The organism is Luteipulveratus flavus, from assembly GCF_029439465.1.
GTDB classification, from domain to species: Bacteria; Actinomycetota; Actinomycetes; order Actinomycetales; family Dermatophilaceae; genus Luteipulveratus; species Luteipulveratus flavus.
This window is the reverse complement of sequence record NZ_JAROAV010000046.1, coordinates 1-14,690: the sequence shown is the minus strand read 5'-3', so window position 1 is coordinate 14,690 and position 14,690 is coordinate 1. Positions and strand designations below refer to the sequence as shown.

Sequence of the window (14,690 nt, the reverse complement as noted above, 5' to 3'; positions counted from 1 at the left end):
TCGTTCGCCCTACTCGACCGGCGTCAAACCCCGCCGGTCGAGTAGGCGAGCCCCCAGGGCGAGCCGTATCGAGACCAGGTGAGGACGTGGGGGGCTCTCCCCGTACGTCACCCGGTTTCGACACGGGCCTGCGCTAACGCTCCGGCCCGGCTCAACCAGCGGTCTGGCCGCAGCCGCGGCCGGCGGCTTGGCAGAATGCTGCGGTGAGAGACGGCCGGCGACTGACCCGATCGCAGTGGGCGGTCGCGCTCGCCATCACCGTCGTCGGTGCGCTGCCGCTGGCCCGGGCGTACCTCATCGCCCAGCAGCCGAAGAGCTGGCAGATCGACGTGCAGGTCTACCGGGACGCGGGCGTGTCCCTGCTGCAGGGCCGCCCGGTGTACGAGTGGCTCACGCAAGCGCCGCAGTACCTCCCGTTCACGTACCCGCCGTTCGCCGCGATCCTGGCGATCCCGTTGGCGCTGCTGCCGTTCGGCGTGGTCGGGTGGCTCTGGTCCGTGCTGCAGCTGCTCGCCGACCTGCTGATCGTCCGGTACGCCGGTCGCGCGCTGCTCGCCCGCTCGGGTCGCCGCGCGGGCTGGCTGCTCGGGCTGCTGACGGTGGCGGTGCTGTACCTGCTGCCGGTCTCGGACGGCTTCCGCTTCGGGCAGGTCAACGCGTTCCTGGTGCTCGGCTGTCTGCTGGACCTGATGCGGCCTCGCCTGAGGTGGCTGGACCGGGTCCCGCAGGGCGTCCTCGTCGGCGTGGCCACCGCGATCAAGCTGACGCCCGGAGTCTTCATCGTGCACTTCCTGGTGTCCCGGCAGTGGCGGGCGGCGGCGGTCAGCGCCGGGACGGCGGCCGGCGTCACGCTGGGCTCGTTCGTGCTGCTGCCGCAGGCGTCGTTCGCGTTCTGGGGCGGCGCCCTGCAGGACCCCACGCGGCTCGGCGCGAACGACGGCACGTCCAACCAGTCGATCCGCGGCATCCTGATGCGCCTCGGCCTGGACGGCACCCCGCTCAGCGCGGTGTGGCTGCTGCTCGCCGCGGCGACGGCCGTGCTCGGGTTCGGGCTGGCGAAGCGGGCGCACGACCGGGGCAACGAGGTGGCCGCGGCCGCCCTGGTCGGCATGATGGCCGTGCTGCTGTCGCCGGTGTCGTGGATCCACCACTTCCACTGGCTGGTGCTCGCCCTGTTCGCGCTGCTCGGGTCGGACCCGCTGCGGCACCCGCGCCGGATCGCGGCGGCCGTCGGTCTGTACGTGGTCCTGCTGCTGCACCTGCCGTGGTGGGGCCAGTGGCACCTGGTGAGCGCGAACGAGCCGTTCCCGGCGGCCAGCAGCGGCGACCCGTTCTGGACGCTGCTCAACAACAGCTACGGCCTGGCGGCGCTGCTCAGCCTGCTCGTACTGGCGTGGCGCGAGGCGCGTCGTCGCCGTGGTCGGCAGCGACCTCGGCCTCCGGTACGTCAGCCGGAGTCGGACGCCCTGTCGACGCCGCGATCATGATGACCAGCGGCGCGACGATGATCATGCCGCTGGGCGGGATCGCCGTGCCGGAGTCGTTGGAGACGAAGCCGAGCAGCCAGCAGATCGCGATCGCGGCGAGGCCGTGCCCGAGGAAGAGGACCCGGTCGGTGACCCGGCTCAGCGGTCGGCCGATCCAGGACCGCCGGGCGATCAGCGCGTAGATCGTGAGCAGCAGGAGCACCGGCACGAACGCGTTGATCCAGACGCTCGTCAGCATCGTCCAGTTGGCCCGCACGTTGCGCTGGAGCGAGGTGAGCTGGCCGTTCTCGATGAGGGAGGCCATGAAGTCACCGAGGTGGGTGCGGTACGCGGGGGGCCGCAGGTAGTCCAGGAACCCGAGCCCGCCGACGAGGACCACGGTGATGCCGCCGACGACCAGGATCCGCTTCCAGGTGACGGCCAGGCCGGCGGCGTTGAGGGCGAGGTAGGCGTACGCGGGCAGTAGGGCGAGCGGGCCTCCGGCGTCGGCGCCCCAGGCGGGGTAGCCGTCGATGATGATCGTGGCGACCCCGATGACCAGGATGGTCGCCACGGCCAGGTCGCGTCGTCCGCGCAGCATCCAGCGGCCGGCGAGCAGCGCGGCCACGAGGATCGAGGTGCTCGCGAGCAGGGCGTACCCGACGTTGCCGGTCCCGTAGTAGCGGCCGCCGTACACCGGTTGCAGGCCCATGATCGAGATGAACTGCAGCGGCGAGGTGTGGACGACGTCGATCGCGATGACGGTGGCGGTCAGGGCGGCGAGGAACGCCGCAGGCCCGGCGACCCAGCGCCGCCACGGCCCGAGGACGGCGACGGCGGCGATGACGACCGCGATCGCCATGATCGACAGGCTGAGGTACGTCCCCGGCCGCGAGGTGTTCCACCAGGGGATCACGCCGACGAGGAACGTCGAGACCGGTACGGCGCCACAGACGGCGCCGACCGCGACGAGCCACCGCCGTCCCCAGCGGCGCAGCCGGGTGGAGGCGAGCATGGCCAGGCCGATCAGGCCGGCGAGCACGGCGCCGAGCACGAACCGGACGAAGAACGGCGCGACGACCCGGTGCTCGACGAACAGCGCCCGACTGACGTCGCGGACCTGCTCGATGGAGCGGTTCGCGTTCGACTTCGGCTCGACACCGGGCTTGCGGCCCTCGAGCAGGGCGGGCGGGTTGGTCTCGCTGCGGGAGAGCGCGAGGGCGGTCAGGTCGGAGTTCTGCAGCAGGCCGGGCTGGCGGGTGGCCGGCGAGCGCAGCAGCCCCTGGGGTACGCGGGGGCCGGCGACGATCACCGCGCGCATCGACTCGATCGTCTGGTCGTCGGCGTGACCGGTGACCACGACGGTGGAGTCGGCGGGGAGGCGGGACAGCAGGTCGGCCAGCCCGGCGTCGTCGGTGCTGCTGAGGGACACCAGGTTCACGGGGCACTCGGTGAAGCTCGCCGCGGCCACCGTCGGCGAGTAGCGAGCGACGAAGCCGTTCGTGTCGGCTGCGCCGATGGCTCCGCCGCGTCCCACCGCCGCGACGCAGCTGCCCTGGCTGCGCAACCGGGTGGCGAGCAGGCCGAGGTCGGCCGGGATGGGACGGCCGAGCGAGATGGTGCGCCACCGCTTCCAGTTCGGGAACCGGGCGCCCTTGCCGACCTGGACCGGGGCGGGCATCCCCTTGCACGGCTGTACCTGCTCGCCGCGTCCAGTCTCTCCGGGACCCTTGCCGAGGGTGGCGCGGGCGCCGGCCGACAGGGTCATCCAGGCGTGCAGGGAGCAGGAGTGCGCGGAGATCGCGCGGGTGACGATGTTGCCGACCGCACCCTGCTGGGCGAGCGCCCACACCGTGGGGGTCTTCTCCGCCGAGATGTCGCTCCAGGACAGGGACGGCATCGACACGATGACGAGCGGGCCGGGCTGGCCGATGGCGCGGTGCGCGGGTCGGGCGAGCGCCGCGGAGACGGCCATCGACGCCAGCAGGAACGCCACGACCGCCACCGCGGTCGACAGGATCCACCGGCGCGTCACCGGTTCAGATTACGGGCAGGTTCCTGACAACGGCCTGGGCGAACCTGGTATAGCGCTTCCCCCGGAGCCGGTGAGACACCGCCGCCCTGACGACCGGCGCTCGTTACCCTGCCGAGGGTGACGGACCCGCACGCCCCTGCCCTGCGGCACGGCTACTTCGGCCCGCAGGGCACGTTCACCCAGATGGCGCTCGCGTCGTGGCTCACGGCGGACGACGCCACTCTCGCCGCCGCGCGCCCGTTCGGCACGGTGGCGCTCGCGCTGGACGCCGTCCGCGCGGGCGAGGTCGACCGGGTGATGGTGCCGATCGAGAACTCCGTCGAGGGTGGCGTGTCCGCGACGCTGGACGCGCTGAACTCCGACGACCCGCTCGTGATCCAGGGCGAGGTGCTCGTCCCCATCACGTTCGTGCTCGCCGCGCCGCGCGGCACCGACCGGGCGGCGATCCGCGGCGTCGGCTCGCACTCGCACGCCTGGCCGCAGGTGCGCGGCTGGATGGCCGCGAACCTGCCGTCCGCGTCGTACGTCCCGACGCTCTCGACCGCCGCTGCTGCCGAGGCGCTGGCCGGGCTCGGTGAGAAGCGTCCGCCGTACGAGGCGGCGGTCTGTGCGCCGATGGCGGCCGAGGTGTTCGGGCTGGAGGTCTTGGCGGACGACATCGGAGACAACCGGTCGGCGGTCACCCGGTTCGTGGTGGTGTCGCGGCCCGGAACCGTTCCGCCGCCGTCGGGCGCGGACAAGACGACGGTCGTCATCTACCAGCACGACGACCACCCGGGCGGTCTGCTGGAGCTGCTCGAGCAGTTCGCGGCGCGTGGCATCAACATGACCCGGCTGGAGTCGCGGCCGACCGGCCAGGCGATGGGGTCGTACTGCTTCTCCATCGACTTCGAGGGGCACGTCGCCGACGAGCGGGTCGGCGAGACGCTGATGGGCCTACGGCGAGTCTGCGCGGACGTCCGTTTCCTGGGCTCCTACCGCCGCGCCGACGGTCGCCCGGTCGAGGCGACCCGGACCACCACGGACGAGGCGTACGCCGATGCCCGCGCCTGGCTGCAGTCGCTGCGCGACTGAGCCGCTCGCTCCCCGCGAGTCCCCTCCTCAGAGGCGGACGACCTCGTAGCCGGCGGGCAGCCGGTCGGTCAGCTCGGGAGGCCCGACGTACAGGGCGGTCGCCCACACGTCCGCCCACAGCACGCTCGGGCCGACCACGCTGACCGAGCCGGACCGGTCGACGTACGCGCGGCGCGTCGGGTCGTAGAGGTGGGCGCCGCGCGCGGCCGTACCGGACGTGGCGACGCCGCCGGCGGCGAGCTCGACGACGCGGGCGATGCTGCTGCGGTCGCGCGGGTCCTCGATGCCGACGCGCCACGGCGTCCCCTCCAGCACCGCCGTCGACCCGCCGACCGACACGTCCCCGCCGGCGTTGAGGCAGTACGCGTGGTCGGTGAGGGCGGCCAGGTGCGTGGCCGCCTGCTCGACGGCCCAGCCCTTCACCAGGCCCGTCGGATCGAACCGCACCCGGCCGTCGGCGTCCGGCAGCCGCGCGGTGAACGTCCCACCGGTCTCCTCCTCGGCGTGGTGGCACAGCGCGACCACCTGCCAGACGAGCGGGTCGGCGTCGGCGACGTCGAGCTCGCCCGACCGGATCCGGCTGATCTCGCTGTCGGCGCGGTACGTGCTGAATAGGCGGTCTACCTCGCGCAACCAGGCGTACGCGGACGCCACGGCGGCCTCGACCTGCGGTGCGTCCAGGTCCGGCCCGCGCAGGTGGATGCTGATGGGCATGCCCATGATCTGCTCGACCCAGGCGCGGCGGTTCACAGGTGCGCCTGGTCGATCGCGGACTGCAGCGAGGTGACGTACCCGTCGCTGGTGACCGTCGCTCCGGAGACGGTGTCGATCTGGGAGCTCTGCTGCTGCACGGCCTCGTCGTTGAGCACCGGCAGCGCCTGCGCGTTGATCTCCTCGTCGCGGTGGTTGCCGTTGGGGTACTGCACCGCCTCGGCGCCGGTGATCTTGCCGCCGGAGACCGTGATCCGCACCTGGACCGGCCCCCACCGGGTGTCGACGACGTCTCCGGTGTAGCTCTTGGTGGAGCTCGTGGACGACGCGCTGCTGCCGGAGCCGGACGCCGACCCGGAGCCCGACGCCGACCCCGAGCTCGATGCCGACCCGGAGCCCGACGCCGATCCCGAGCTCGAGCCCGACGTCCCCGGGTCGGGGGACGCGCCGGAGGCCGACGGCGACGAGGCCGACTGGTCCACGGCGCCCTGGTTGATCGGACCGGACGAGCCGGCGGCCATCGAGCTGTCGAGGCTGGTGCGGTAGCTGAGCAGCAGGACCAGCACCGTGATCGTGGTCAGCACGGCGAAGACGATGCGTCGCATGCCTCCTCCTTCGGGGTGTGGAGCGTCGGGGTGGGTCAGTAGCTGAAGCGTTCGAGGTGGATCTGCCGGCGGGGCACCCCGGCGTCGTGCGCCGCGCCGCGCACCATCTCCATCCAGGCGGGGCTGCCGCAGACGAAGACGTCGGCGTCGGCGACGTCCGGCGCGAGGTACCGCAGCGCGTCCGCGTCGCTCAAGTGGGCCCAGCTGTCGGGCAGCCAGCTGTCCCGATGCGACGGGCGGTGGCCGGGCATCAGCACCAGCTGCGCACCGCGCTCGGCCGCGAGCCGCTGCAGCTCGTCGACCATGATGAGGTCCTCAGGAGTTCCGGCGCGGTAGATCAGCGTCACGTCGCCGGGCAGCTGCGGCAGCGCCTCCAGCAGCGCCCGCATTGGGGTCACGCCGATCCCGGACGCCATCAGTACGACCCGCCGCCGCGTGCGTACGCCGTCGTGCAGCCGCCCGTACGGACCCTCCAGGAGCACCTTCGTGCCGGGGCGCAGCGTGGCCAGCCGGGACGAGCCGGCGCCCAGGTGAGCGGCGGTGATGCGCAGCGTCCGGCCGTCGGGCGCTGCCGACAGGGAGAACGGTTTCGCGCGGGTCCAGCCGGGGCCGTCGAGGAAGCGCCAGCCGAAGTACTGACCCGCGCGGACGGGCAGCCGGTCCAGCCGGCGGCCGCTCATCAGCACGGTGGTGACGGTGTCGTTCTCGGCGCGGACGCCAACCACCATGAGGCGGTGCCGCGCGCTCAACCAGAGCGGGACACCCACGCGGTAGGTGAGGATGGCGGCGGCGGCAAGCGCCCACAGGCCCCACCAGTAGACGGTCGCAGCCGGCGAGGACGTGAACTCCTGGCCGGTCCACAGCTGATGTGGCAGCGCGAGGCCGACGCCGAGGTAGGCGTACAGGTGCAGCAGGTGCCACGACTCGTACCGCAGTCGTCGTCGCGCGGCGCGCACCGACGTCACGACGACCAGGCACAGAGCGACGGTGCCGGCGATGGCCAGCAGCATGGCCGGGTAGTTCAGCGTGAGGTCCACGGCCGTCGACCACAGGGCGTCCGGCTCGGCGCCGGCGTACCCGAGGGTGATCGTCACGATATGCACCAGCATCAGGTCGAACGAGGCGAACCCCACCCACCGGTGCCAGCGGGCGAGCTCGTCCTGGCCGTACGTCCGCTCGATCAGCGGGACGCGCGCCATCAGCAGCACCTGGACGAGCAGGAGGTCGGAGGCGAGCAAGCCGGTGAGGCGCCCGAGGCTGGTCAGCCCCGAGGCCCAGCCGGACAGGTCCTCGACCCCGCCGCCGCGCACCCACAGGGCGACCACGACGAGCAGGGACACCCACACCGACCCGGCCCACCCGTCGCGCCACCAGGTCGACCGGGTCCGCAGTGCGGCACGATGCTGCGCCCTCGTCCGGCGGAATGTGCCGACCGCCCCCACGAGCTCCGTCGCATTGGTCATGCGACCAGGGTCGCGACGCTTCCTTGGCGGTTTCTTTGACGTCCCCAGCAGTCTGCTGTGGGGGCTGTGGGCTCAGCCGTCGAGGAACCAGCCCTCCACCATGCCCGCCGGTCGGCCGGGCTCGATGTAGAACTCGGCCCCGAACGCGGCATCGAACATCTCACGAGGCATGGCCATGAACATGCCGATGTCGGTGACCTGGCTCGCGTGCGCCTGCATGGACGCGCGGCGCTGCTCGATGAACTCCGACACGTCCACCTGCCAGTGGATCTCGGCCTCCGGCGTGCCCATCGGGTTGCCGTCGTCCATCGGCCCGTCCGGGTCGAACGCCTCCTCACCGGCGGCCTTCATCGCATCGGCCCAGATACGCATCCGGTCGCGGTTCATGGTGACCTCGAGCATCCGCGGCCGGCGGGCGGCGAGCTCGGCCGCGCGGTGCGCGACGTGGTGGACCTTGACGTGGTCGGGGTGGCCGTAGCCGCCGTGCCAGTCGTAGCCGACCAGGACGTCGGCGTCCTCGTCGTCGAGGACCGCGACGAGCCGGCGCGCGGCCTCGTCGACGTCGGCCCGGTGGAAGGAGCCAGGTGCGTCGTTCTGCTCCCAGCCCGTCATGCCGGAGTCGACGTACCCGAGCCACTCGACCCGCTGCGTCCCGGTGACCCGGGCGGACGCCTCCGCCTCCGTGTGCCGCCGGTCCACCAGCGTCTCGCCAGGCGCGAGGTCATCAGGTACTTCGCCGTGGTCGCCGTTGGTGCCGTAGACGACCACCACACGGTGGCCCTCCTTGGCGGCTCTGGCCATGGAGCCGGAGGTCCCGGAGCTCTCGTCGTCGGGGTGGGCGTGGAGGAAGACGATCGTCGTCACTCCATCCATCCTGCCTGACCCCGGTGACAGCCGCCCCTCTGGCGCGGCGTGGTGGTCAGAAGGGGAGCCATGTCTCACGTCCGGACCACCACGACGAGCGGTTGGTCGGGTTGCCGGCGCCGGGGCTGCGGTAGAACGGACGCCGTGACCACTGCTCCGTACGGCTCCTGGGCCTCCCCGATCGGCATCGACCTGCTCACCACGTCCTCGGTGAGCCTGTCCTCGGCTCGTGCCGACGGCGACGACGCGTACTGGCTTGAGTCGCGACCTGAGGAGCAGGGCCGCGCGGTGCTGGTCCGGCTGCGCGGCGGGTCGACCGAGGACGTCACCCCACCGCCGTTCAACGTGCGCTCGCGGGTCCACGAGTACGGCGGCGGTGCGTACGACGTCCGTGACGGCGTGGTCGTCTTCTCCCACTTCGCCGACGGCCGGGTGTACGTCCTGGACGGCGGCGAGCCGCGACCGGTCACGCCCGACGTCCCCGGCAACGTGCTGCGATACGGCGACCTGCGGCTCGACCCGCCGCGGCGCCGCATCCTGTGCGTGCGCGAGGACCACCGCGACGGCGGTGAGGCGCGCAACGAGATCGTCGCGCTGCCGCTGGACGGCGAGTCCGAGGGCGAGGTCCTGGTCACCGGGCACGACTTCGTCAGCTCACCCCGTCTGTCGCCCGACGGCGAGCGGCTCGCCTGGCTGACCTGGGAGCACCCGAGCATGCCGTGGGACAGCACCGAGGTCTGGACCGGCGACGCGGACGCCGGGCAGGCTCGGGTCATCGACGGCGGCGAGGGCGTGTCCGTCTGCGACATCGGCTGGCTCGCCGACGGACACCTGATGTACGCCTCCGACCGCTCCGGCTTCTGGAACCTCACGGTCGATCGGCAGCCGGTCCATCAGGTCGACCGCGACTGCACCGACCCCGCCTGGCAGCTCGGTGGCTCGCAGTGGTGCCAGCTCGCCGACGGACGGGTCCTGATGCGCGAGTGGCAGGACGCGACGGCCCGGCTCGTCGTCCTGGACCTCGACGGCGGTGGGCAGCCACTGGAGGTCGAGGGCCTCGTCGTGACGTCCGGCATGGTCGCGGCGGGCGACGGCGCGCTCGCCGTGGCGTCGTACGCCGACCGGCCCGCCGCCGTCGTCCGTCTCGATCCGAGCGGTGTGGCGACGGTCCTGAAGGTGTCGAGGGAGCTGCCGTTCGATCTCGGCTACCTGCCCGTGGGCGAGCCGGTCACTTGGACCAACGTGTCGGGTGCCGACGTCCACGGCTTCCTCTACCTCCCGCGCAGCCCCGAGTACGCCGGACCCGATGGCGACCGTCCGCCGCTGATCGTCCAGTCCCACGGCGGCCCCACCGGTCACACCACGCCCGCGCTCGACCTGTCGTACGCCTTCTGGACGAGCCGCGGGTTCGCCGTCCTCGACGTCAACTACGGCGGCAGCACCGCGTACGGCCGCGCGTATCGCGAGCGCCTGCACGGCAATTGGGGTGTCGTGGACGTCGATGACTGCGTCTCGGGGGCGCGCGCGATGGCCGAGCGAGGACTGGTCGACGCTGGTCGACTGGCGATCTCCGGTGCCAGCGCAGGCGGGTACACCACGTTGGCCGCGCTCGCCTTCACGGACGTGTTCAGTGCCGGTGTGAGTCACTTCGGCATCGGCGACCTGGAGACGCTCGCGCGGGACACGCACAAGTTCGAGTCACGCTACGCGGAAAGCCTGATCGGGCCGTACCCGCAGCAGCAGCAGACGTACCGGGAGCGGTCGCCCATCCACGCCGTCGACCGGATCGACTGCGCGATGCTCCTGCTCCAGGGCGAGGACGACAAGGTCGTGCCGCCCAACCAGGCGCTCGCCATCGCCGAGGCCGTGCGGGCCAAGGGCCGGCCGGTGGCACTGGTGATGTTCCCGGGCGAGGGCCACGGGTTCCGCAGGGCCGACAGCATCAAGGACTCGGTTCGGGCCGAGCTGTCCTACTACGCACAGGTTTTCGACTTCACACCCGCCGACGACGTACCGGTCCTGGCGATCGACAACCTCGCCGCGCCCGTGGGGTAGGAGCGCCGATGACGGATGAGCCGCTCGAGCCGCACCCGATCACCGGGCAGCTGTTCGCCTCGCCCGTACCGCCGGGCACCGGGTGGCCGGGTGATCCTGCGACGTCCCGTACGCCGGTGGCCGAGACCGCCGACGCCGTACGACGGGTGGCCGCGTCATCGGACGACGTGGCGGTGCTCGACGCCCGGGTGTCGGTGTGCCGGGCGTGCCCGCGACTGGTGGCGTGGCGGGAGTCGGTCGCGCGCGAGGGTCGTCGGGCATCGTTCGCTGACCAGCCGTACTGGGGTCGGCCGGGTCCCGGCTTCGGCGACCCGGACGCGCCGGCGCTGATCGTCGGGCTCGCGCCGGCGGCCAACGGCACCAACCGGACCGGGCGGATGTTCACCGGCGACCGTTCGGGCGACTGGATCTACGCGGCGCTGCACCGGACGGGGTTCGCGAACCAGCCGACGTCCGAGCACGCCGGCGACGGGCTGGAGCTCACCGGCGTCCGCATCGTGGCCGCCGTCCGCTGTGCGCCACCGGAGAACAAGCCGACGCCGCAGGAACGCGCGACCTGCGGCGCCTGGCTGGACCGCGACCTGCAGCTGGCGGAGCCGCACCTGCGCTCGATCATGACGCTCGGCGCGATCGGGTGGGACGCCGTGCTGGCGGCGGCGCGGCGCATCGGCTGGGAGGTGCCTCGCCCGAAGCCGCGGTTCGGGCACGGTGTCGAGGTCGAGCTGGCGACGGGTTCAGGGACGGTCGTCCGGCTCCTCGGCTGCTACCACGTGAGCCCGCACAACACCTTCACCGGACGGCTCACCGAGCCCATGCTCGACGACGTCCTCCGCCGCCTCCGCTGAACGGCCGCATCGGTGCCACCGCCCAACGCCCCCATCGGTCCCTCACGTCGCCACCTCCGGCGAATAATGACTGTGCGGCCATCCATGCATGGCCGGACAGTCAGCATTCGCCGAACGGTGAGCCGAGAGGCGGGGGCTGTCGCGCGGAAGCCGCACCGTGGCGGGTCCGCTCATGTACAATTTTCTGTACAGGAGGTCAGTATGAAGACGATGAGCTATACGGAGTCCCGAGCGCGCTACGCAGAGGTCCTGGACGGTGTGGTCGACGACCGCGAAGAAGTCGTCATCACCCGCGCCGGCCATGAGCCCGTCGTCATCGTGTCCCTTGCCGACTACGAGTCGTTGCGGGAGACGGCGTACCTGATGCGTTCCCCGGCCAACGCTCGCCGTCTGCTCGACGCCATGGAACACCTCGAAGCCGGCGGTGGTGAGCCGCACGATCTGATCGAGACTGACTGAGGTGCTGCTCGTCTGGAGCGAGAACGCCTGGGAGGACTATCTGTGGTGGCAGGCGCAGGACCGCAAGGTCCTTAAGCGAGTCAACACTCTTCTCTCCCACATCCAGCGTCATGGCAACGACGGCATCGGCAAGCCGGAGGCGCTCAAGCACGACTTCGCGGGCTATTGGTCCAGGCGCATCACGGATGAGCATCGCCTCGTCTACAAGATCTCCGACGACGAGATCCGCATCGCCGCCTGCCGGTACCACTACGGCTAGCGATGCGCCGGCCGTCGCATTCCGCACCACCGCCGGCGAAAAATGACTGCCCGCCATCCATGCGTAGCCGGGCAGGCGATTTCGCCGGGGGGGGGGGGGAGGCGCCCGGTCAGGGGACGCGGATGGCGAGGGAGCGGCGGTCGATGCCGATCGTCATGCCGACGGTCTCGCCCAGCAGGTCGCCGTCCAGCTCGACGCTGCGAGGCTCCGCGGCCTGCACCGTGAACTCCTGACCGATCAGGTGGCTGACCTCCATGCTGTCGGTCATCTTCGTGCTCAGCACGTGCATGACCAGCCGGGTCCACTCGCTCGGGCGGCCGGCGGACAGGACCACGCCGTTCAGCAGGCCGTCGTCGACGCGGGCCTGGGGCATCAGCCGTACGCCGCCGGTCAGCTGGCCGCAGTTGCCGACCATCACCGTGGTGGCCGGTCCGCTGCGGGAGAGATGACCGTCGACGTACACCTCGGTGGCGACCGGCTGCGCTCGCAGGTGCTTGGCGCCGGCGACGACGTACGCCATCCAGCCGATCTTCGTCTTGAGCGGCTCGGGGGTGCCGCCGAGCATGTCGGCGTCCAGGCCGTGGCCGGCCATGACCAGGAAGCAGTGGTCCTCGACGTGCTCGCCCGAGCCGTCGCGGTCCAGGCGGACGGTGCCGACGTCGATGAGGAAGTCGCGGCCGCTCAGGGCCACACGCAGCCCGTCGGTGTAGCGGCGGAACGGCAGGCCCAGGTTGCGGGCGAGCAGGTTGCCGGTGCCGCCGGCGAGCAGACCCATCGGGACGCCGCTGCCGCGCAGCGCGGTGGCCACGCACCGGACGGTCCCGTCGCCGCCGAGCGGGCAGACCAGGTCGGCACCCTCGGCGAGCGCCTGGTGCCCCTGGGAGATGCCGGGGTCCTCGACCGTGGTCTCGAGCCACAGCGGCTCGGCCCAGCCGTACGCGGCGAACACGGCGGTCAGGTCGTGGCGCAGCCGGTCGACGTCCCGGGTCTTCGTCGGGTTGACGATGAGCGCACCGCGCTTCACCTGATCACCTGCTCAACGTCATCGTCGCCGTCGGAAACGCGAGTCAACCTACCTGAGGCCGACGCGGCCGGGATGGGGAAGTGGATCAGTGCGGGTCGGAGCCGACGTGCGGCTCGGAGGTGCTCGCGTCGTACGTCGTCGGCGCGGACTTCGGTCCCTTGCCGACCAGCAGGGAGGACAGGAAGCCGGGCACCGCGAGAATCACGATGCCGAACGCCAGGCAGAGCACGAGCTCGCAGATCAGATCGACCACGAGCGAAGCCTACCGCCCGCCCGAGGCGCACGAGGACGCCGCGGTGCGCCCGGCGGGAAAGCGCGTCGTCCTGCGAGTCGGCACGTCGTTACCCTTACGTCTCGTGATCGACATCAAGCTGCTCCGTGACAACCCCGACCTGGTCCGCGCCAGCCAGCGTTCCCGCGGGGCGGACGAGAGCCTCGTGGACTCGGTGCTCGCCGCGGACGAGAAGCGACGCACCTCCCTGCAGGAGTTCGAGGCGCTGCGCGGCCAGCAGAAGTCGGTCAGCAAGAACGTCGGCGCCGCGATGGGCGCGCTCAACGCCGCCAAGAAGAAGGGCGAGCCGACCGAGGACCTCGAGCGCGCCGCCCAGCAGGCCCGCGACGACGCGACCACGCTGAGCGCCCGGGTCAAGGAGCTCGAGCAGGGCGCGGCCGAGGCGGGTCGCGACTTCGAGAGCCGGCTGAAGCAGCTGGACAACGTCGTGCTCGACGGGGTCCCGCCGGGCGGCGAGGACGACTTCGTCGAGCTGGAGAAGGTCGGCGAGCCCACCCGGTTCGACTTCGAGCCGCTGGACCACCTGGCCCTCGGCGAGCGTCTCGGCGCGATCGACATGGAGCGCGGCGCCAAGGTCGGCGGCGCCCGGTTCTACTTCCTCACCGGCGTCGGCGCCCGCCTCGAGCTCGCGATGCTGAACATGGCGGTCGCGCAGGCCGTCGAGTACGGCTTCACCCCGATGATCACGCCGACGCTGGTGCGCCCCGAGATCATGGACGGCACCGGCTACCTCGACGCCCACGAGGACGTCTACCACCTCCCCGCCGACGACCTGTACCTCACCGGCACCTCCGAGGTCGCGCTCGCCGGCTACCACAAGGACGAGATCATCGATCTCGCCGACGGCCCGCGTCGGTACGCCGGGTGGTCGACCTGCTACCGCCGCGAGGCGGGCTCGCACGGCAAGGACACCCGCGGCATCATCCGCGTCCACCAGTTCCAGAAGGTGGAGATGTTCGTCTACTGCAAGCCCGAGGACGCGGTCGCGGAGCACCAGCGGCTGCTGGCCTGGGAGCGGGAGATGCTCGGCAAGATGGAGCTGCCGTACCGCATCATCGACACCGCGGCCGGCGACCTCGGCGGCTCGGCGGCGCGCAAGTTCGACTGCGAGGCGTGGGTTCCGACGCAGGGCCGCTACCGCGAGCTGACGTCCACCTCGAACTGCACGACCTACCAGGCGCGCCGGCTGAACACCCGGTTCCGCACCGAGGAGGGTCGTACGGAGCCCGTCGCGACGCTGAACGGCACGCTCGCCACGACCCGTTGGCTGGTCGCGATCCTGGAGAACCACCAGCAGGCGGACGGCTCTGTCGTCGTCCCGAAGGCGCTGCAGCCCTTCCTCGGCCTGGACGTCCTCAAGCCCCTCTGAGCCTGTCCGCCCGGCTACTCGCCGGTCGTGTAGGCGAGCCGTATCGAGACCAGGGGCGCGCGGTTGCGGGGGTCTCGATACGGGCCATCACTGCGTTCGGCCCTACTCGACCGGCGTGGGTGTTCGCCGGTCGAGTAGGCGAGCCCCCAGGGCGAGCCGTATCGAGACC

The 14,690-nt window shown here is 71.8% G+C and carries 14 protein-coding genes; 7 read left to right on the top strand and 7 right to left on the bottom strand.

Annotation, left to right across the window (positions count from 1 at the left end):
- The first annotated feature begins 203 nt into the window (after positions 1-203).
- Complete coding sequence (locus tag P4R38_RS17415; protein ID WP_277193270.1) at positions 204-1,487, top strand: glycosyltransferase 87 family protein; 1,284 nt, start codon at positions 204-206, stop codon at positions 1,485-1,487.
- Here the strand turns inward: P4R38_RS17415 and P4R38_RS17410 are convergent.
- Complete coding sequence (locus tag P4R38_RS17410; protein ID WP_277193269.1) at positions 1,375-3,501, bottom strand: hypothetical protein; 2,127 nt, start codon at positions 3,499-3,501, stop codon at positions 1,375-1,377. The two genes, P4R38_RS17415 and P4R38_RS17410, sit on opposite strands and share 113 nt — an antisense overlap.
- 117 nt (positions 3,502-3,618) lie before the next feature.
- Here P4R38_RS17410 and pheA point away from each other — a divergent pair, with 117 nt between their 5' ends.
- Positions 3,619-4,575 carry a prephenate dehydratase gene (gene pheA / locus P4R38_RS17405; protein WP_277193268.1) on the top strand — a complete coding sequence of 319 codons (957 nt, stop codon included), beginning with the start codon at positions 3,619-3,621 and terminating at the stop codon, positions 4,573-4,575.
- A gap of 27 nt (positions 4,576-4,602) precedes the next feature.
- Here pheA and P4R38_RS17400 read toward each other — a convergent pair whose 3' ends face one another.
- From P4R38_RS17400 to P4R38_RS17385, 4 genes are all read right to left on the bottom strand, one after another.
- Positions 4,603-5,289, bottom strand: coding sequence for an FAD:protein FMN transferase (locus tag P4R38_RS17400; RefSeq protein ID WP_277193267.1), 687 nt, complete (start codon positions 5,287-5,289; stop codon positions 4,603-4,605).
- 32 nt (positions 5,290-5,321) lie between these two features.
- Positions 5,322-5,891: an FMN-binding protein gene (locus tag P4R38_RS17395; protein WP_277193266.1), complete on the bottom strand. Its 570-nt coding sequence runs from the start codon at positions 5,889-5,891 to the stop codon at positions 5,322-5,324.
- 35 nt (positions 5,892-5,926) lie between these two features.
- Complete coding sequence (locus tag P4R38_RS17390; RefSeq protein WP_275237947.1) at positions 5,927-7,354, bottom strand: ferredoxin reductase family protein; 1,428 nt, start codon at positions 7,352-7,354, stop codon at positions 5,927-5,929.
- Between the two features lie 72 nt (positions 7,355-7,426).
- Complete coding sequence (locus P4R38_RS17385; protein WP_275237945.1) at positions 7,427-8,227, bottom strand: PIG-L deacetylase family protein; 801 nt, start codon at positions 8,225-8,227, stop codon at positions 7,427-7,429.
- A 135-nt stretch (positions 8,228-8,362) separates the two neighbouring features.
- Here P4R38_RS17385 and P4R38_RS17380 point away from each other — a divergent pair, with 135 nt between their 5' ends.
- From P4R38_RS17380 to P4R38_RS17365, 4 genes are all read left to right on the top strand, one after another.
- The gene (locus P4R38_RS17380; RefSeq protein ID WP_277193265.1) at positions 8,363-10,273 is read left to right on the top strand and encodes a S9 family peptidase; all 1,911 of its coding nucleotides are present in this window, start codon (positions 8,363-8,365) and stop codon (positions 10,271-10,273) included.
- Between the two features lie 8 nt (positions 10,274-10,281).
- Positions 10,282-11,118 (top strand): uracil-DNA glycosylase, encoded by an 837-nt coding sequence (locus P4R38_RS17375; protein ID WP_277193264.1) that lies wholly within the window; start codon positions 10,282-10,284, stop codon positions 11,116-11,118.
- Positions 11,119-11,319: 201 nt separating this feature from the next.
- Positions 11,320-11,577, top strand: coding sequence for a type II toxin-antitoxin system Phd/YefM family antitoxin (locus P4R38_RS17370; RefSeq protein ID WP_275237942.1), 258 nt, complete (start codon positions 11,320-11,322; stop codon positions 11,575-11,577).
- A 1-nt stretch (position 11,578) separates the two neighbouring features.
- Positions 11,579-11,836 (top strand): Txe/YoeB family addiction module toxin, encoded by a 258-nt coding sequence (locus tag P4R38_RS17365; protein ID WP_275237941.1) that lies wholly within the window; start codon positions 11,579-11,581, stop codon positions 11,834-11,836.
- A gap of 109 nt (positions 11,837-11,945) precedes the next feature.
- Here P4R38_RS17365 and P4R38_RS17360 read toward each other — a convergent pair whose 3' ends face one another.
- Together P4R38_RS17360 and P4R38_RS17355 are read right to left on the bottom strand one after the other, a co-directional pair.
- Positions 11,946-12,860 (bottom strand): diacylglycerol/lipid kinase family protein, encoded by a 915-nt coding sequence (locus tag P4R38_RS17360; RefSeq protein ID WP_275237940.1) that lies wholly within the window; start codon positions 12,858-12,860, stop codon positions 11,946-11,948.
- A gap of 85 nt (positions 12,861-12,945) precedes the next feature.
- Positions 12,946-13,113 carry a hypothetical protein gene (locus P4R38_RS17355; protein WP_275237939.1) on the bottom strand — a complete coding sequence of 56 codons (168 nt, stop codon included), beginning with the start codon at positions 13,111-13,113 and terminating at the stop codon, positions 12,946-12,948.
- 103 nt (positions 13,114-13,216) lie between these two features.
- Here P4R38_RS17355 and serS point away from each other — a divergent pair, with 103 nt between their 5' ends.
- Entirely contained in the window at positions 13,217-14,521 is a 1,305-nt protein-coding gene (serS, locus tag P4R38_RS17350; RefSeq protein ID WP_275237938.1) for a serine--tRNA ligase, read from the top strand.
- The last annotated feature ends 169 nt before the right edge of the window (positions 14,522-14,690 follow it).